This window comes from Streptomyces sp. NPDC030165 (assembly GCF_055573595.1).
This window is the reverse complement of the sequence record NZ_JBVIBD010000006.1, coordinates 208,693-226,505: the sequence shown is the minus strand read 5'-3', so window position 1 is coordinate 226,505 and position 17,813 is coordinate 208,693. Positions and strand designations below refer to the sequence as shown.

15 protein-coding genes are annotated in these 17,813 nt (G+C 72.6%); 7 read left to right on the top strand and 8 right to left on the bottom strand.

Annotation, left to right across the window (positions count from 1 at the left end):
• Positions 1-192 precede the first annotated feature (192 nt).
• On the top strand, positions 193-738 hold the full coding sequence (locus ACZ4Z1_RS14105) for a hypothetical protein (RefSeq protein WP_468486840.1): 546 nt from the start codon (positions 193-195) through the stop codon (positions 736-738).
• Positions 739-830: 92 nt separating this feature from the next.
• Entirely contained in the window at positions 831-1,697 is an 867-nt protein-coding gene (locus ACZ4Z1_RS14100) for a spermidine synthase (RefSeq protein ID WP_468486839.1), read from the top strand.
• Between the two features lie 39 nt (positions 1,698-1,736).
• Here the strand turns inward: ACZ4Z1_RS14100 and ACZ4Z1_RS14095 are convergent, their stop codons facing one another.
• A complete protein-coding gene (locus ACZ4Z1_RS14095; RefSeq protein ID WP_468486838.1) occupies positions 1,737-2,324 on the bottom strand; it encodes a hypothetical protein in 588 nt (195 codons plus the stop codon).
• Positions 2,325-2,523: 199 nt separating this feature from the next.
• Between ACZ4Z1_RS14095 and ACZ4Z1_RS14090 the strand changes: the two genes are divergently transcribed.
• From ACZ4Z1_RS14090 to ACZ4Z1_RS14080, 3 genes are all read left to right on the top strand, one after another.
• Positions 2,524-3,216, top strand: a complete 693-nt coding sequence (locus ACZ4Z1_RS14090) for a response regulator transcription factor (protein WP_468486837.1) — start codon at positions 2,524-2,526, stop codon at positions 3,214-3,216.
• A 118-nt stretch (positions 3,217-3,334) separates the two neighbouring features.
• Positions 3,335-4,780, top strand: a complete 1,446-nt coding sequence (locus tag ACZ4Z1_RS14085) for a sensor histidine kinase (protein ID WP_468486836.1) — start codon at positions 3,335-3,337, stop codon at positions 4,778-4,780.
• A 257-nt stretch (positions 4,781-5,037) separates the two neighbouring features.
• Positions 5,038-6,078, top strand: coding sequence for a chitinase (locus ACZ4Z1_RS14080; RefSeq protein WP_468486835.1), 1,041 nt, complete (start codon positions 5,038-5,040; stop codon positions 6,076-6,078).
• Positions 6,079-6,246: 168 nt separating this feature from the next.
• Here the strand turns inward: ACZ4Z1_RS14080 and ACZ4Z1_RS14075 are convergent, their stop codons facing one another.
• From ACZ4Z1_RS14075 to ACZ4Z1_RS14060, 4 genes are all read right to left on the bottom strand, one after another.
• Positions 6,247-7,701: a GH1 family beta-glucosidase gene (locus ACZ4Z1_RS14075; protein ID WP_468486834.1), complete on the bottom strand. Its 1,455-nt coding sequence runs from the start codon at positions 7,699-7,701 to the stop codon at positions 6,247-6,249.
• Positions 7,702-7,855: 154 nt separating this feature from the next.
• Positions 7,856-8,698, bottom strand: a complete 843-nt coding sequence (locus ACZ4Z1_RS14070) for a carbohydrate ABC transporter permease (protein WP_468486833.1) — start codon at positions 8,696-8,698, stop codon at positions 7,856-7,858.
• 9 nt (positions 8,699-8,707) lie between these two features.
• Complete coding sequence (locus ACZ4Z1_RS14065) at positions 8,708-9,793, bottom strand: carbohydrate ABC transporter permease (RefSeq protein ID WP_468486832.1); 1,086 nt, start codon at positions 9,791-9,793, stop codon at positions 8,708-8,710.
• Between the two features lie 3 nt (positions 9,794-9,796).
• A complete protein-coding gene (locus ACZ4Z1_RS14060) occupies positions 9,797-11,131 on the bottom strand; it encodes an ABC transporter substrate-binding protein (RefSeq protein WP_468486831.1) in 1,335 nt (444 codons plus the stop codon).
• Positions 11,132-11,321: 190 nt separating this feature from the next.
• Here ACZ4Z1_RS14060 and ACZ4Z1_RS14055 point away from each other — a divergent pair, with 190 nt between their 5' ends.
• The gene (locus ACZ4Z1_RS14055) at positions 11,322-12,419 is read left to right on the top strand and encodes a LacI family DNA-binding transcriptional regulator (protein ID WP_468486830.1); all 1,098 of its coding nucleotides are present in this window, start codon (positions 11,322-11,324) and stop codon (positions 12,417-12,419) included.
• A 48-nt stretch (positions 12,420-12,467) separates the two neighbouring features.
• Here ACZ4Z1_RS14055 and ACZ4Z1_RS14050 read toward each other — a convergent pair whose 3' ends face one another.
• The 3 genes from ACZ4Z1_RS14050 to ACZ4Z1_RS14040 all read right to left on the bottom strand — a co-directional run bounded on the left by ACZ4Z1_RS14050 (position 12,468) and on the right by ACZ4Z1_RS14040 (position 16,454).
• Positions 12,468-13,889, bottom strand: coding sequence for a glycoside hydrolase family 6 protein (locus tag ACZ4Z1_RS14050; RefSeq protein WP_468486829.1), 1,422 nt, complete (start codon positions 13,887-13,889; stop codon positions 12,468-12,470).
• A gap of 57 nt (positions 13,890-13,946) precedes the next feature.
• Positions 13,947-15,104 carry a glycoside hydrolase family 5 protein gene (locus ACZ4Z1_RS14045; RefSeq protein WP_468486828.1) on the bottom strand — a complete coding sequence of 386 codons (1,158 nt, stop codon included), beginning with the start codon at positions 15,102-15,104 and terminating at the stop codon, positions 13,947-13,949.
• Positions 15,105-15,368: 264 nt separating this feature from the next.
• Entirely contained in the window at positions 15,369-16,454 is a 1,086-nt protein-coding gene (locus ACZ4Z1_RS14040) for an AraC family transcriptional regulator (RefSeq protein WP_468486827.1), read from the bottom strand.
• Between the two features lie 124 nt (positions 16,455-16,578).
• On the opposite strand from ACZ4Z1_RS14040, the gene ACZ4Z1_RS14035 reads away from it, so the two are divergent.
• Positions 16,579-17,229: an NAD(P)-dependent oxidoreductase gene (locus tag ACZ4Z1_RS14035; protein WP_468486826.1), complete on the top strand. Its 651-nt coding sequence runs from the start codon at positions 16,579-16,581 to the stop codon at positions 17,227-17,229.
• Positions 17,230-17,813 lie beyond the last annotated feature (584 nt).

Sequence of the window (17,813 nt, the reverse complement as noted above, 5' to 3'; positions counted from 1 at the left end):
GACGACGGTACTAGGTGTGACCGGATCGACACGCACGGTTTGGCTACAAACCGGATATCTCATGCACGATCCGCCATGAAGTGCCATCCTTTGCGGCGGTCTGCCACCGTAGCCGTTGACGTGTCCGGACGTTGAACAGCAGGTAAAGGGAGCGGCGTGTGCAGAGGAGGGGTTTCCGTGCGGGAGTCCGGCATGGCCAACGTCAGGACCGCCGTCAGCGGCGAGGCGGGCGCCGGTGGGGCGGCGCACGGAGGTGCCGTGCGCGCCGTACGCGCGCCGCACGCCAACGGCCGTCCGGGCGGGCACGCTTCGCCGGCCGTGGACCGGCGCTGGCCCTCCGTGGAACACGGCCCGCTCCCCGAGGCGCCCCGGCCCTGTGACCTGGTGACGGTGCCGGCCCGCCAGGGCCTGGAGGCGGTCGACATCCTGCGGCTGCGGGCCGGCGTCGGCCCGGTCCTGCACGACGACGCGTGCGACACCCTCGGCTTCCTGGTACCGCCGGGCACGGCCGACGCCTGGGACCTGCCGGGCAGCGCCTGTACGCAGACGTACGAGCGCGAGGCGCCCGCAGGAGGCGTGCGGAAGGCCGGCGGCGCCCCCGTCGAGCCGCCCGTCACGGGCACCGACTGGCTGGTGTCCCCGGACGGCGCGTGCGGCACGGCCACCGACCCCGTCGTCCTGCGCGAGGCCCTCGGCGAGGCGGCCCGCACGATCGAGGCCGTCGACCGCTGCCGGTGAGGCGGCCGCCCCTCGCGGGCCCGCCGCCGGGGCCAGCGCCCTCCTCGCCCCGCCGCCCACTCTGACCTGCGGCTACGCGGCATACTGGAGGCATGGCGAAGAGCAGGCGCGGCCGGTCCCGTACGGGGCCCGAGGCCGTGGTGGAAACCGTGGACGGCGGCGTCGCCGAACTGCGTCCCGACCGGGACCGGCCGCGCGGCTGGACCCTGCTCGTCGACGGCGCCCCGCAGTCCCACGTGGACCTCGACGACCCGGCGTACCTGGACTTCGCGTACCAGCGCCGCCTCGGGCACATCGTCGACCTCGCCGCGCCGTCGGGCAAGCCCCTCCAGGTGGTGCACCTGGGAGGCGGAGCACTGACGATGGCGCGCTACGTGGCGGCCACCCGCCCGCGCTCCACCCAGCAGGCCGTGGAGATCGACGCGCCGCTGGTGCAACTGGTCCGCCGGGAGCTGCCCTTGGACAGCGGGTGGCGGATCAGGGTGCGCAACGCGGACGCGCGCGCCGGGCTCGCCAAGATCCCGGACGGCTGGGCGGACCTGGTGATCGCGGACGTGTTCCGCGGTGCCCGCACCCCGGCGCACCTGACCAGCGCCGAGTTCGCGGGCGAGGTGGCGCGGGCGCTGCGGCCCGGCGGCTGGTACGCGGCGAACCTCACGGACGGCCCGCCGCTGGCCTTCGTGCGGGCGCAGGTCGCCACGGTCCGTACGGTCTTCCCCGAGCTGTGCCTGACCGCCGACCCGGCCGTCCTCAGAGGCAAGCGTTTCGGCAACGCCGTCCTGCTCGCCGCCGCCGGGCCGCTCCCGGTCGCCGAGCTGACCCGGCGGGCCGCGACCGACCCGCAGCAGGGGCGCGTCGAACACGGGCGCGCGCTCCTGGACTTCACCGGGGGAGCGCAGCCCGTCACGGACGCGACCGCGGTGGACTCGCCGTCCCCGCCGCCTGCCGTCTTCGCATGAGCAGTGTGCGGCCCGGGGCGCCGCTGGTCGACGCGCGCATCATGTCGCGTGGTTGTCCGTCTCGACCGTCGGCGGGTGGCCGTTCCAGGCGCAGATGACCGATGTGTGCCCCGCGCCGCCCCGGAAGTCGACCCGGAGCCACTGGTCCTGCTGCCACACCTGCATCTGCCAGCCCGTGTCCGGGGTGGCCGACACCAACTCGGCGGAGCGGGCGCCCAGGTCGATGACCACCCGCCCGCCCGCGGTGGCGATACTTTTCACCGAGCTGCCCGTCGCGGGCGGGCCGCCGTCTCCGGGTGGCGGGTGCGGGCCGGTGCTCGTGCCTTTTCCGCCACCACCGGACGCGTTGCCGCCGATCTCCTTGGAAGAATCGCCCGGTTTCGCGGACTGTCCGGGGCGGGGGGAGGCCGGTGCGGACGGCTTGGGCCGGTGCGTGGAGGAGGCACGGGGCGAGACCCCGTCGTCGGTTCCGGCGTGTGCGGACGGCGCGTTGTCGGAGAGCGGGAGCGCGCGCGGCGGGTCGTACGCCGTGCCGGCCAGCACGGTGTGCACGCCGTACCACGACAGCGTGACGGCGGCGCCCGTCGCCAGCGTCCAGGCCGCCGTGTGAACCAGTCCTCTGTGCATCTGGCTCATATTGCCCCACGTACGCGGCCGGGTCAGCGGCCGGAGGGCCCGAACGAGGCGGGACGAAGACGGTGTGGCGGGAGATGCCAGGACGGGTCGGATACAGCACGCAACACCGCCCGACAAGCGGTCTGACGGCATGCCCCGCGGTGTCAACCTCAGGCAAAGAAGACCACTCGAATGGCGTACGGTGCCGCCCATGGCAAGTGTGCTCGTGGTCGAGGACGACCAGTTCGTGCGCTCGGCCCTCATCCGGCATCTGACCGAGGCGTCCCACACGGTACGCAGCGTCGGTACGGCCCTGGAGGCGCTGCGCGAGGTGGCCCACGTCGGCTTCGACGTCGTCATCCTGGATCTCGGCCTGCCCGACCTGGACGGGGCGGAGGCCCTGAAGATGCTGCGCGGGATCACCGACGTACCCGTGATCATCGCCACCGCTCGGGACGACGAGGCCGAGATCGTCCGGCTCCTGAACGGCGGCGCCGACGATTACCTGACCAAGCCGTTCTCGGTGGAGCACCTCTCCGCCCGGATGGCCGCCGTGCTGCGCCGTTCCCGGGGCGCCGTCGCGGGCGGCGAACCGCCGTCCCGGGTGCTCCAGGTGGGCGGCCTCAGCATCGACCCGCTGCGCCGCCAGGCCGAACTGGACGGTACGCCGCTCGACCTGACCCGCCGCGAGTTCGACCTGCTCGCCTTCCTCGCCGGCCGCCCGGGCGTCGTCGTACCCCGGAGGGAACTCCTCGCCGAGGTCTGGCAGCAGTCGTACGGCGACGACCAGACCATCGACGTCCACCTCTCCTGGCTGCGCCGCAAACTGGGCGAAACGGCCGCGCGGCCGCGGTATCTGCACACCCTGCGCGGAGTGGGCGTCAAGCTGGAGCCACCGCTGTGACGCCCGACCCGGCCTCGCGCTGCGGAGCGTACGCACGGACCGGGCACTGCCGGGCGCACGCGCCGGAGCCGCCTGCGCGCAACGAGCGCTCGCAGACGTACGCGCCGGAGCGGGCGCCGTGAGATGGGCCCTGGTCAAGGTGTGCCTGGCCGTCACCGCGATGGTCGTGGTGGCCTTCGCCGTACCGCTCGGGCTCGTCGTCAAGGAGATGGCCAAGGACCGCGCGTTCTCCAACGCCGAGAGGCAGGCGGCCACCATCGGCCCCGTTCTTGCCATCACCACCGACCACGCGCAGCTGGAGCGCGCCGTCGCCAGCGCCGAGAGCGGGCCCGGAGGGCGCATCGGCGTCCACGTGCCGGCGGGTGAGAAGGGCGGCGAGCCCGCCGAGATCGGTTCCCGGCGGGCCAGGCCCGAGGACGTCGAGGCCGCGGTGGATCTCGGCCGCGCCTCCATCGCGCCCGTGCCCGGCGGCTCGGTGCTGCTCCAGCCCACCGCCGTGGCCTCCGGCATCGCGGTGGTCGAGGTGTACGTGCCGGACGCCGCGCTGACCAACGGCGTCACCACCTCGTGGGCCCTGCTGGCAGGCGTCGGCCTGGCGCTGATCGTCGGCTCGGTCGCCGTGGCCGACCGCCTCGGCACCCGTATGGTGCGGCCCGCTGAGCGTCTGGCCGGCGCCGCCCACGACCTGGGCAAGGGCAGGCTGGGCGTACGGGTACGGGAGGACGGCCCCCGGGAACTGCGCGCGGCCGCCGCCGCCTTCAACGCGATGGCGGACCAGGTCGTCCAGCTCCTGGCCAACGAACGCGAGCTGGCCGCCGACCTCTCGCACCGCCTGCGCACCCCGCTGACCGTGCTGCGTCTGAACGCCGCCTCGCTCGGCGAGAGCCCCGCGGCCGACCAGACCCGCGAGGCGGTCGCCCAGCTGGAGCGCGAGGTCGACCAGATCATCCGTACCGCGCGGCAGCAGAAGGCGCACGCCCAGCAGGTGGCCGCGGCGATCGGCTGCGACGCGGCCGAGGTGATCCGGGAGCGGATGGACTTCTGGTCGGCGCTCGCCGAGGACGAGGGGCGTACGGTGCGCGTCGCGGGCGCGGACCGGCCGGTACGCGTCCCTGTCGCGCGCCCCGAGCTGGCCGCCGCGCTGGACGCGATGCTCGGCAACGTCTTCCGGCACACCCCCGAGGGCACCGCCTTCGCGGTGGACGTGCACAACGCCGAGGACGCGGTGATCGTGCTGGTGTCGGACGCCGGCCCCGGCATCGACGACCCGGACGCGGCCCTGCGGCGTGGCCACGGGGACGGCGGGGACGGGTCCACCGGGCTCGGCCTGGACATCGTGCGGCGGCTCGCGGAGACGACCGGTGGGGACGTCCGCATCGGCCGGTCCGTTCTGGGCGGCACCGAGGTACGGGTGTGGCTGGCACTGGACGGCGCGCGGAGGGCGCGCGCAGCACGCCGCCGGCACACCGGGCACCGTCTGCGCCGGCGGTTGGGCCGGCGCCTGGGCCGCTCGCGGGGGCGGCGGGCGGCGGGGCGTCCGCAGGCCGGATCCGGCGGGGAGTGAGCGGTCCGGCCGGGGCGCCATGGCAGAGGGGCATCATGGCCGGACGACATGGCGGAGGCCGGGGCGTCACGGCCGGGCCCGGGGCTTTCGGCCGACCGGTCGGCCGTTGTGCTTAACCGGTCCCTTTCGGTCCCTTAAGAGCGCCATAAGGCTTCCATGTGCCGGACTGAAACCGTCATTTGTCCGTTTCCTGATCGCTAGCGTGCGGGACGCACCACCGCACCACCGTCCCCCCTTGACGAACAGGCAGGCACGACATGAGTTCCTCGGCACACCGCCGCCGCAAGAGCCGCAAGGCCAAGCTGATCGGTACGGCAGCGGCGGCCGCGCTGGCCGCGGGCGGCGCCTTCGCCGTCGCCGGCTCGGCGCTGGCCACCAAGGCGCCCGAAGCCGTTCCGGCACCCAGGGCACCCGGCGCCTTCTCCCCGTACATCGACACGTCGCTGTACCCCCCGTACGACATGGCCGACACCGCGAAGAAGACCGGGGTGAAGACCTTCAACCTCGCCTTCGTCACCTCCGGCGGCGGCTGCGAACCGAAGTGGGGCGGCTCGGGCGGCCTGGGCGACGACGCGGTGGCCAAGCAGATACCGGCGCTGCGCAAGGCCGGCGGCGACGTACGGGTCTCCTTCGGCGGCGCCAACGGCTCCGAGCTGGGCCTGGCCTGCAAGTCGGCGGGCGAGCTGGCCACCGCGTACGGCAAGGTCATCGACAAGTTCGCGCTCAAGAAGGTCGACTTCGACATCGAGGGCGGCGCACTGCCGGACGCCGCCGCCAACACCCGCCGAGCGCAGGCCATCGCGCAGCTCCAGAAGAAGCATCCGGGCCTGGACGCCTCCTTCACGCTGCCGGTCATGCCGGAGGGCCTGACGCAGGACGGCGTGAACCTGGTCGCCGACGCCAGGAAGAACGGCGTGAAGATCTCCGCCGTCAACATCATGGCGATGGATTACGGCGCCTCCTACGACGGCGACATGGGCAAGTACGCCATCCAGGCCGCCACCGCGACCCAGGGGCAGCTCAAGAAGACACTAGGCCTCGGTGACGCGGCCGCCTGGAAGGCCGTCGCCGTGACCCCGATGATCGGCGTCAACGACGTACAGAAAGAAATCTTCACGGTCGAGGACGCCAAGGAACTGGTCACGTTCGCACGGTCCAAGCACCTCGGCTGGCTGTCGATGTGGTCCTCCACACGCGACAAGGCGTGCCCGGGCGGCCCGCAGAACTCCGCACAGCCGACGTGCAGTTCGATCGCGCAGAACCCGCTCGACTTCACCAAGGCGCTCGGCGCCTACTAGAGCCGGCCGGAACGACGGACCGGAACCGAACGGAACCACGGACCGGAACCTACCAGCACCGCGGCCAGGAACTGACCGGCCCCACGAACCGGAGCTGACCGGCACCCCGGAGCCACCACCCCCGGGCGGGACACAGCGGCCACCCCCCACCGCTGTGTCCCGCCGCACTCATGAGGCGGTCACATCGGCGCTCAGGGCGGGCAGTTCGTTGGTGCGCGCCACTCCCGCGTACCAGTGGGCGCTCGACTTGGGCGTGCGGCTCTGGGTCGTGAAGTCCACGTACACCGAGCCGAACCGCTTGCTGTAGCCGTACGCCCACTCGAAGTTGTCCATCAGCGACCAGAGGAAATAGCCGCGCAGGTCGGCGCCGTCGGAGACCGCGCGGTGCGCGGCGGCGAGGTGGGCGTGGACGTAGGCGATGCGCTCCGGGTCGTGCACCGAGCCCTCGGCGCCGGGCAGGTCGTCGTAGGCCGCGCCGTTCTCGGTGATGTACAGCGGCAGACCGGGAGCCTCCCGGTGGAAGCGCATGAGCAGGTCGTACAGGCCGGTCGGATCCACCGACCAGCCCATCGCCGTGCGCTCGCCCGGCGGTTGGTGGAAGGCCACCCGGTCGGCGCCCGGCCAGGGCGAGCGGGCGCCGGCGCCGTGCCCGTCGTGCCGCGGCAGCGGGGCGTTGTCAGTGCCGCCTGATACCACTGTGGGTGTGTAGTAGTTGATGCCCAGCGCGTCGAGGGGGTGCTTGATGACGGCGAGATCGCCATCGCGGACGAAGGTCCAGTCGGTGATACGTGCGGTGTCCGCGAGGAGGTCCGCGGGATATGCGCCGCGCAGCAGGGGCCCGGAGAAGATACGCGTGGCCAGCGCGTCGATCCGCCGCTGAGCCTCCAGGTCCTCGGGCGCGTCGGAGCGGGCCCGTACGGCCGCCGGATTGAGACTGATCATGATCCGGCCGCGGGCGGGCAGCGCGGCGCGCAGTGCCTGGGCGGCGAGCCCGTGCGCGAGGTTGAGGTGGTGCGCGGCGCGCAGGGCGGCCTCCGGATCGGTGCGGCCCGGTGCGTGCACCCCCGACCCGTACCCGAGGAACGCGCTGCACCACGGCTCGTTGAGCGTGGTCCACCACTCGACACGGTCACCGAGGGCGTCCGCGACGATCGCCGCGTAGTCGGCGAAGCGCTGCGCGGTGTCCCGGTGCGGCCAGCCGCCTCCGGAGGCGGAGCCGCCGTGGATGTCGGCCTCCAGTTCCTGCGGCAGGTCCCAGTGGTAGAGCGTGAGCACCGGCCGGATGCCGTGGGCGAGCAGGTCGTCGACGAGCCGGCGGTAGAAGTCGAGGCCGCGCTGTACGGCGGGGCCGCGGCCGGTGGGCTGCACCCGCGGCCAGGAGACGGAGAAGCGGTAGGCGCCGAGCCCGAGGGCGGACATCAGCTCCACGTCGTCGTGGCGCCGGTGGAAGTGGTCGACGGCGATGTCACCGGTGTCGCCTCCGGCGACCTTGCCGGGGGTGTGGCTGAAGGTGTCCCAGATCGACGGGGTACGGCCGCCCTCCCGGGCGGCACCCTCGACCTGATAGGCGGCGGTGGCCGCACCCCAGAGGAAACCGGGCGGAAAACGAAGGGGGCTGGACATGGCGGTACTCCCGTTCACGAGGACGCGGCACACGGCGCGGGCCGTGCGGGGCGCGTGGCGCGAGTGGTGCATGTGGTGCGAGTGGTTCGCGGGGACGTTCCGGGCCGTACGCAGCCGCGTGCGGGCCCGGGGGAGCGGTGCGGCGGCCCACCGGTCAGCCCTTGACCGCGCCCTGCATGATCCCCCCGACGATCTGCCTGCCGAACAGCACGAACGCGACGAGCAACGGCAGCGTGCCGAGCAGCGCCCCCGCCATGATCACGGACTGGTCGGGGATGTAGCCGCGGCCGAGGCCGGTCAGCGCGACCTGCACGGTCGGATTGCCGTTCTGTGTCAGCGCGATGATCGGCCAGAAGAAGTCGTTCCACGCCTGGACGAAGGTGAGCAGACCGAGCACCGCCATCGCGGGCCGGGCGGCCGGGAAGACCACGTGCCACACCACGCGCCAGCTGTTCGCGCCGTCCGTGCGCGCCGCCTCGATCAGCTCGGTGGGCAGCGCCTGGAGCAGGTACTGCCGCATGAAGAAGACCCCGAAGGCGCTGACCAGGGTGGGCAGGATGACGGCCTGCAGCTGGTCGGTCCACTCCAGCTCGGCGACGGTCATGAACAGCGGTACGACACTGAGCTGCGGCGGCACCATCATCGTGCCGATCACCAGCAACAGCAGCAGCTTCTTCGCCCGGAAGCGCAGTTTGGCGAACGCGAACCCGGCGACGGTCGAGAAGACCACCGTGCCCGCCGCGATCGTCGTGGCCACCACCGTGGTGTTCAGCAGCGCCGCGCCCATGTTGGCGTCGGACCAGGCCGTACCGAGGTTCTTCAGCAGATTCCCGCCGAACCAGAACGGCGGCGGCGTCTGCGCGAGCCGGGTGTTGTTCCGGGAGGCGGCGACGGCGGTCCACAGCAGCGGGAAGAGCGACCCCGCGGTGAAGAGGATCAGCACCGCACAGGTCACCTTCCCGCCGTGCAGCTGCCGGCCGGCGCGTCGGGCTGTCATGGCTCCTCCTCACTGGCTCGTACGCAGCCGGCGGGCGATCAGCGCGTTGACCGCGGCGATCACCAGCAGGATCAGGAACATCGTCCAGGCGATGGCCGAGGCCCGGCCGAGGTGGAGGTTCACCCACCCCTGCTCGTACAGATACAGGCCCAGCGTCTGGTACTGGTGGTCGGCGCCTCCCGTGGCACCGGCGCTCCCGCTGAACAGCAGCGGTTCGCCGAACAGCTGTGTGGCGCCGATCGTCGAGACGACGCAGGTGAACAGGATCGTCGGCCGCAGCGACGGGATGGTGACGTACCGGAACTGCTGCCAGCGGGAGGCGCCGTCGAGCGCCGCCGACTCGTACAGGTCGTGCGGTATGGCCTGCATGGCGGCGAGGTAGATCAGCGCGTTGTACCCCGTCCACCGCCAGATCACGATCGTGGAGACGGCCAGCTTGGCGCTCCACGAGCCGTTCTCCCAGTCGACGCCGTCCACCCCGACCGTGCTCAGCAGCCAGTTGACCAGCCCGTAGTCGCGCCCGAAGAGCAGCACGAACACCAGCGTCGCGGCGGCCACCGAGGTGGCGTACGGCGTGAGCACCGCCACCCGGAAGAACATCGATCCGCGCAGCCGGTAGTTGAGCAGGTGCGCGAGGCCCAGCGCCATCAGCAGCTGCGGGACGGTCGACAGGACGCCGATGACGAAGGTGTTCCCGAGGGCGTTCCAGAAGAAGTCGTCGCCGAGCAGCCGGGTGAAGTTGCGCAGCCCGGCCCACTCCATGTCGGTGGGCGCGGTCAGCTCCACGCGGTGCAGTGCGGCCCACCCCGTGTAGAGGAGGGGGAAGAGCCCGAAGGCGGCGAAGAAGAGGAAGAAGGGGGCGATGCAGACGTACGGGCTCCAGCGCAGGTCCCGCCGGTAGCGGCGGCTGCGGCGCTCCCGGGCGCGGACGGCGGCGGCACTGTCGGGGCCGGCCGGGCTGCTGGGGCTGCCGGAGCCACCCGGAAGGCCGGCACCGGACCGCCCGGAGGAGCCGGGCCCGGCCGGGTTCTTCCGGCCCGGGCCCGGGGCCGGTGCCGCGCCCGAGGACGCGGAGCGAGGGGTTCGGCCGTCCACGGCTCACTGGTCCAGCGCGTTGTCGATCGATTCGACCGCGGCCTGCCAGCCCTGCTCGGGCGACTTGCCCTGCTGGTCGACCTGGAGGACACCCACATCGGTGATGTTCTGGTTGACGGTGAGGTCCTTCGGGCCGAGCACCTGGTCGGGGATGCCTTCGGCCGCCGCGGCGAAGATCTTGCCGATCGGCGCGTCCCCGAAGTACGGGTGCTTGGCCCCCGACACCGCGGGCAGCCCGTACGCCGTCCGGGCGCTGGGGAAGCTGGCCTGCTGCGTGAAGAGCTTCGCCTGCTGCTCGGGTGCGGTCAGCCAGGCCGCCAGTTTGACCGCCTCGCTCTTGTGCCGGCCCGCCTCCGGTACGGCAAGGAAGGAGCCTCCCCAGTTCCCCGGCTTGGGCGCGGCGGCCACGTCCCACTTGTCGCGGCCGTTGTCCCCCGACTTCTCCTTGATGTAGCCGAGCATCCACGGCGGGCAGGAGACCGTCGCGAAGCGCGCGTTGGCGTACGCCTGGTCCCAGGACTTCTGGAACTGCTGGAGCCGCGCGGTCAGTTTGCCCGTCGCCGCCCGCATCGCCGCGTCCCACGCCTGCCGTACGGACGGGCTGTCCTTGTAGACCAGCTTGCCGTTCCGGTCGTAATAGCGTTCGGCGCTGCTGGAGATCACCGCGTTGTAGACGCCGGAGGCGGAGTCCACGAAGGCGGTGCCCGCCGGGGCCTTGCCCATGTAGCGCTTGCCGACGTCGAGATACTTTCCCCAGTCGCCCGCCCAGAGCTCGGCCACCGCGTTCCGGTCGGTGGGCAGTCCGGCCTTGGCGAAGAGGTCCTTGCGGTAGCAGATCGCCATCGGCCCGATGTCCGTGCCCAGGCCCACGGTCCTGCCGCTCGCGTTCGTCGCCTGCGCCCACTTCCAGGGAATGAAGTCGTCCTTGCGCACGCCCGGCGCCTTCGAGAGGTCGACGAGCTTGCCCGCCTGGGTGGCGGTGACCTCGGCGATGTTGTTGACCTCGACCGCCTGGATGTCGGCGAGCCCGCTGCCCGTGCTCAGGTGGGTGAGCAGCTGCGGGTAGTAGTTCTCGTTCCGCTCGATCGAGGTTTCTTTGATCTTGATGTCCGGGTGCAGTTTCATGTACGCGTCGTAGAGCCCGGCCTGCTTGTAGCCGAAGACGCCGAAGACACCGACCGTCAGGGTGGTCTTCTTCCCGGCGGCGGCCCCCGACGAGCCCGTCGCGCCGGGGGCGTCGCTGTCCTCGGCGCAGCCGCCGAGCAGCGCGGCCCCGAGCACGGCGGCGGCCGTGAGGGCCACCGACCGCCGACGGGTGCCGCGGATCGTCGTTCGCATTGCGTCTCCTCCTGGTGCCCTGCCGACCGTGCGTGCGGGATGTGGGGTGTCCAGTACTGTGGGAGCGCTCCCAGACGTGATGAGGTGAAGGGTCGCGGTTCCCCGGTCCGCATGTCAAGGGATCGCGCGCCAACGCCCGTACGTCAGCTCGTTGTTGAATGTACGGCCAGGACGGCAAGCGGAGGCGGCGATGACACCAGGCGGACGGCGAGGGGGCGGCAGGCCCACACTCGAAGAGGTCGCCGCGCGCGCGGGCGTCGGCCGCGGCACGGTCTCCCGCGTGATCAACGGCTCACCCCGGGTCAGCGAACGGACCCGCACCCTGGTGCAGCAGGCCGTCGCCGACCTCGGCTACGTACCCAACCGCGCCGCCCGCGCCCTCGCGGGCAACCGCGCCGACACGGTCGCCCTGGTCGTCCCGGAGACCGAGACCCGGCTCTTCGCCGAGCCGTACTTCTCCGGCATCCTGCGCGGCGTCAGCGCCGGACTCGCCGACCACGACATGCAGTTGCTGCTCACCCTGATCCGTACGTCCAAGGAGCGGCGCCGCTTCGCGGACTACCTCGCCGCGCACCGCGTCGACGGCGTACTGCTGGTCTCCGTGCACGGTGACGACCCGCTGCCCGACCTGCTGGAGCGGATGGCGATCCCGACCGTCCTCAACGGGCGCCGCACCGCCGGGGAAACGGTTCCGTACGTGGACTCCGACAACACCGGCGGCGCGCAGAGCGCCCTGGAACACCTCATCGGCCGCGGCCGGAGCCAGGTCGCCACCATCGCCGGGCCACTCGACATGTACGTGGCCCACTGCCGCCTCGACGGCTACCGGCAGGCCGTACGCGCCGCCGGCCACCCCGAGGACACCGCACTCGTCGCCCACGGCGACTTCACCGAGGAGGGCGGCCGGCGCGCCATGCGCGAACTGCTCGCCCGCCGCCCCGCCCTGGACGCCGTCTTCTGCGCCTCGGACGTGATGGCTGCGGGCGCCCGGCAGGAGCTGCGCGCGGCAGGCCGCCGCATCCCGGACGACGTGGCCCTGGTCGGCTTCGACGACTCCGCCATCGCCCGGCACATGGACCCGCCGCTCACCAGCGTCCGCCAGCCGATCGAGGAGATGGGCCGGGCGATGGCGGGGCTGTTGATGGAGCAGATCACCGGGGGGACGGGCGGCAGCGGGCCGGAACCGTGTTCCCCGGCGGGCCCGCGCACCCCGCCAGGCACCCCGGCGGCCCCGTCGGGCCACCACCTCGTCCTCCCGACGGAGCTGGTGCGACGGGCGTCGTCCTGAGAGGTACGGGGCCCGACCCCGGCCCCCGGGGCCAGGCCCGCTGTCTTCCTACAGCGCCGGATGCGCGTTCTTCAGCAGCTCCCGGAACTGCGCCGGGAACCAGTGCCCGGACAGCGGCGCGTCCGGCAGCGCACCCGACCGGTGATAGTTGTTGCGCGGATTGCCCTCGTACGTGGGGTCGCACATGCGGTCGAAGCCCTTGCCCTCGTTGTTCGGGATCGCCGAGCTCGCACCGTCCGACTCACCCGGCGGCTTCATCCACACGTACGCGTCGATGCCCGGCGCCGGCGCCGTCCGCGGACGCTCGCCCAGACCCGCGCCCGCCTGGTTGCACCAGTTGCCGACATGCAGCCGCCGGTCGTACCGGCCCCCGTCCACGTACGCATCCACGCTCGTACGCGGCCCGGGCCCCGCGGGCCGCGCGCTGCCGCCCCAGCCGTTGCGCGAGGTGTCGATCAGCATGCCTACGTCCGGACGGAACCCGGCCCGTACCGCCTCCTGCCGGAACGCCTGGGCGAACGACAGCTCATCGGCGTACCGGTTCCAGTCCACCCACTTCGACTCCCGTACCGACCGGCCCGCCACGCTGTCGCCCAGCGCGAAGTTCTCCTCCTTGAGCGCGCTGTAGTTGGCCGTGTTGGTGATGAAGCCGTGCACCTTGTCGACCGTGCTGCCCTCGGCCGTGGCCGCCTGGTGCAGCAGTCGCGCCGACGCGCCGAAGTTGTCGTCCCAGCCGATCCAGCCGTGGTGCCCGGCGTCCACGTAGTTGTAGACGTTGGGGACCGCGCCCAGCTTGTTGAGCGCGTACCCGACGCCCTTGACGTAGTTGCCGTTGGCCAGCATGGTGTCGCACTGCGGCGTGGCGGTGACGCGGCCGCCGGTGTTGGTGACGAGGTTGGGCAGCGAGTCGATCTCGACGGTGGTCACGATCCGCAGCGACGCGTACTTCGGGTCGGCGAGGACGGCCGCGATGGGGTCGATGTAGCGGGTCTTGTACGCGTCGATCTCCGTCGGGCCCAGTTCGCCGTTGGAGGCGAGCGCTGCGCAGTCCCGCCCCGGCAGGTTGTAGATGACGAGCTGGACGACGAGCGGTCTGCCCGCCGCCTGCCGTGAGGCGGTGTCCAGGTGGCCGCGCAGGCCCATCGTGCCGCCGGTGCCGTTGATCGCCGCGATGCGGTCGAGCCAGACGCCGGTCGGCTGCCCGGCGACCTTGCCGCCACCCGGCTCGGCCGCCGCCTTCGCCGACCACTCCGGGTTCACGTAGACGCCGGCGCCCGCGTACGGGTTGTCGACACGGGCGGCCGCTGCCGCGTGGGCGGTGCCGTGCAGGGTGTCGGCGGTCCCGGCGGCGACCAGCATCGCGCAGGCCGCGAGCGCGGCGGTGCGGGCACGGTGCCGGGCGCCGGAGCGCCAAGTGGTGCTGCCCGGGTCTGGCCGGCGTACGGAAGGCTGTTCAGCGGAACGTCTCATGAGCGGGCCGTCCTTTCTCGGTAGGAATTCCCGTACGTGTCTCGGTGCGGATGCCGGCTACGGGGTCCGCGGTGCCGGGTTCAGGGTGTGCAGATGGTCACGTAGCCCGGCGCCGTACGCGGTGGGTGTCCCGGCGTAGTCGCGGATGAGGGCCGGACCGGCGGCGCAGTCCCAGGTGTTCCAGGTCCAGCCCAGGTACGACGCCCGGCGCCCGTCCAGCCACCGCATGACGCGGTCGGTGAAGGCGTGGGCGCAGGTGTTCTCGCCGATCTCGCCCGCGACGAGCGGTACACGGTCGGCGACCGGCCCCAGCGTGCGGGACCAGCAGCTCTCGTCTGCACAGGCGTTGAAGTTGTACACGTGCCAGGCGGCGGCGAGATTGCCCGCCGGGTCCTTCGGCGCGTACGCGGTCCAGCGGCTGAGGTCGTTGGCGTACGCGAGGCCGCCCACCAGGACCGGGTTGCGGGCGCCGGTGGCCCGTACGGCGTCCACCAGGGTCTGCATCCCGGCGACCTCGTAGCCGATGCCGGGGCAGGTCCCGCCGTCCCGCCAGCAGGTCCACGCCCGCTCGGTGTCCGGTGTCGCGCGGTCCGGGTACGGCTCGTTGAACAGGTCGAACACGACCTCGGGTGTGTTCTTGAAGGTGCCGGCGACCGAGGACCAGAAGGCGGGGGAGTAGCGCCGGTCCGGCATGGGTTTCTGGCAGCCGGCGTGCTCGTCGGCGCAGCCGGCCGAAGGGCCGGTGTAGCGGCCGTGGCTCCAGTGCAGTTCGAGGACCGGGGTCAGGCCGTGGGCCGTCAGGCGCCGTACGTAGTCGCGTACGGCGGAGGTGTAGGCGGTGCCCGCGTACCGGGGGTCGATGTTGGCCGTGCCGAGCCAGCACTCCTCGTTGAGCGGGACGCGGACGGTGTTGGCGCGCCAGCCCGCGATGGCCGCGACGGAGGCGTCGTCCACCGGGCCGTCGAAGATGCCGCGGCCCTGTACGCACGAGTACTCGGCGCCGGAACGGTTCACCCCGAGCAGGCGGTGCGGGGCGCCGGCGCGGTCGACGAAACGATTCCCCTCGACGTGCAGCTGCGGCGGCGCGGCCGGGGGAGCGGGGACTGGGGAAGCGGGAACGGGAGCAGCGGCCGTGGCCGGGGCGGGCGGGGACGCGCCCGGCAGGGCGAGCACCGCGGTCACCGCCAGGGCGTACAGGCGTAACGGTCTGCGCATGGAGCGACTCCTCGGGTCGTACGCGGGCACCGCGGCCCGCGACGGATGGAATCGCTCCCACTGGTTGCACGGAGGCTAGCGCCATCGCGTGGGGATTAACAGCGGAGTTGCGTAAATCCCGACACGGAAACCCGCGTCGGGTGCGCGACCGGCCCCCTTGACGGAGCGCCCGCCCGCCTCAATCCTTGGGAGCGCTCCCACTGGTTGCCCACGAAATACCCGGCGCGCGCCTTCCGCCCGGCGCGCCCGGCCCCGGTCTGTCCCTCAGGACGGGCCGCGTACCTCCGTACGGAAGGAGATCGGCGTACTGCCCGTGCGGTGCTGGAAGAACTTCGCGAAGTTCGCGGCGTCCGCGAAGCCGAGGCGTACGGCGATCCGCGCGGCGGTCTGGTCCCCGTGGGCCAGCAGCCGCTTGGCCTCCAGCACCACGCGGCGGTCGATGAACTCCTTCGCGCCCAAGCCGGTGGCGGCGGCGGTCGCGCGGGAGAGGGTGCGGGGCGAGTAGCCGAGCGCCCGCGCGTAGTCCTCGACGCGGCGGCTGCGGGTGAAGCCGCGTTCCACCGCGTCGCGGAAGCGGAGAAAGGTTTCGCTCGCCTCACAGACACCGTCGTCGCCGCCCTCGACACTGCTCGCCGTACGGCGATCCGCGCGGCCCTCGTCACGGCCCGCCGCACGGCCATCGCCACCACCGCCCGCCGCACGGCCGTCGCCCGCATCCCGATTCCGTACGCCCCCGCCCCGTGCGCCCCCATGTGCACTCCCGCCCCGTACGCCCCCACCCCACCCCTCCGCCCGCCCACCCTGCGCGGACAGGCGGGCAGCTCGCAGGACCAGTACGGCCAGCAGATGGCGCAGCACCTCGATGTGCGTCTCCAGGGGCAGGCCGCGCAGCGCCCTGAACTCCTCGTGGAGGTGGCGCAGCGCACTCTCCACCGCCTGCGCCTCCTCCCCCTCCGGGTGGTGCACCGCGGGGCCGAACCAGTCCTCCAAGCGGGCCGCGGCCGCCGTCACCGGATCGAGGAAGCCGGATTCGAAGAGCACCAGCCGTCCCTCCGCTCCGGTCAAGTCGCCGAAGTGATGAACCTGTCCCGGACGCACCCACATCCAGTCATTCGCGGACAGCTCATACTTTCGGAAGTCCACGGCGTGCTGGAGGCGCCCGCTGTCCACCACGAGCAGATGATGGAAGTCCGGACGGTGCGGTACGGCGAGCGCGCAGGCGTCGGCGCGGTCGCGCAGCTCGGCGAGGGTCAGCACCTCCACCCCGGCCGGCCGCCCGGCCGGTGCCGTGAAGGCGACCTCCGGGATGCTCTCCCCGGCGCCCTGCGCAGCGTGTCGTTTTTTCACCATCGTTGGTCCCGTGCCTACCCCGGTATGCCGTGTTCGCGCCCCTAGCGTGGAAGGCGTCAGCGTGGCTGATGACGGAAAAAGGAAAGCCAGAGTATGCCCCGGCAGGGGCGCAGGGAGTACCGCCATGTCCAAGATCGCCATTTTCGGAGCCAACGGCACCATCGGCAGCCGTGTCCTCGACGAGGCGCTGCGCCGGGGCCACCAGGTCACCGCGGTCGTCCGCGACCCCGCGAAGATCACCAAGACCGACCCGAACCTGACCGTGACCACCGGCGACATCCTCGACCCGGCCTCCGTCGCGGCCGTGGCCCAGGGGCAGGACGTGCTGGTCAGCGCGGTGGGCGGCGGCGACGGCCCGGGTCACATCGCGACGATCAAGCCCGCGGCCGAGGCGCTGGTCGCGGGCCTGCGCAGCCTCGGCGAGGCCGCGCCCCGGCTGATCACCGTCGGCGGCGCCGGCTCGCTGCGTACGCCGGACGGCAAGCAGGTCTGGGACGCGGAGGGCCTGCCGGAGTTCCTGCTGCAGATCATGCACGCGCACGGCGACGCGCTGGACTTCTACCGCACCGTCACGGACGTGCGCTGGACCAACGTGAGCCCGGCCGCCCTGATCGAGCCCGGGGAGCGTACGGGCAGCTACCGCACCGCCCTGGACGACCTGGTCGCCGACGCGGACGGCACCAGCCGGATCACGGCCGAGGACTACGCCGTCGCCCTCCTGGACGAGGCCGAGAAGCCGCAGCACGTCGGGCAGCGCTTCACCGTCGGCTACTGAGCCGGGCGGCTGGGCGGCCGGGCGGTTCGGTGAGTCCGGGGGGCGCCCGTGGCGCCCCGGAGGGTCTTGGAGTCTGGAGGCCCGCCCGCAGCGACGCCCGTAGCGACCCGAAGGCGCGTTGGTCCGGAGATCCGCCCGTAGCGCCCCGAAGGCCCACCGAGCCCGGGGGCCGCTGAGCACGCGGCAGGCCCGCCCGTACCTTCCCGGAGACCCGGCCGAGTCCGACGGGCGCCCGCGCTCCAGCCGTGCCCCCATCGGGCACGGCTGGACTTCCGGGCGTACACCCCGGCCCTGCCGGACTCCTGCGCGTACGTCCCGGCTCTGCCGGACTCCCGCGCGGGCGTCCCGGCCCCGCCGCGTCCGCAGGACCGGGAACACTGCACCCACTGCCGACCGGCCCCCACCCGCCGCCGGGCCGGACCCCTCCACCCGCCACCGGGCCGGGATCGCCCCCACCCCACAACCGCAAACACCCCAACGAGTAGGGGGCGCAGAGGGTGTTCCGGCTAGGGGGCATACTCGTTTGGGTGGGGAACGGGAAGTTGACCCACGAAACCCTAGGAACCAAACAAACGCTCTCCAAG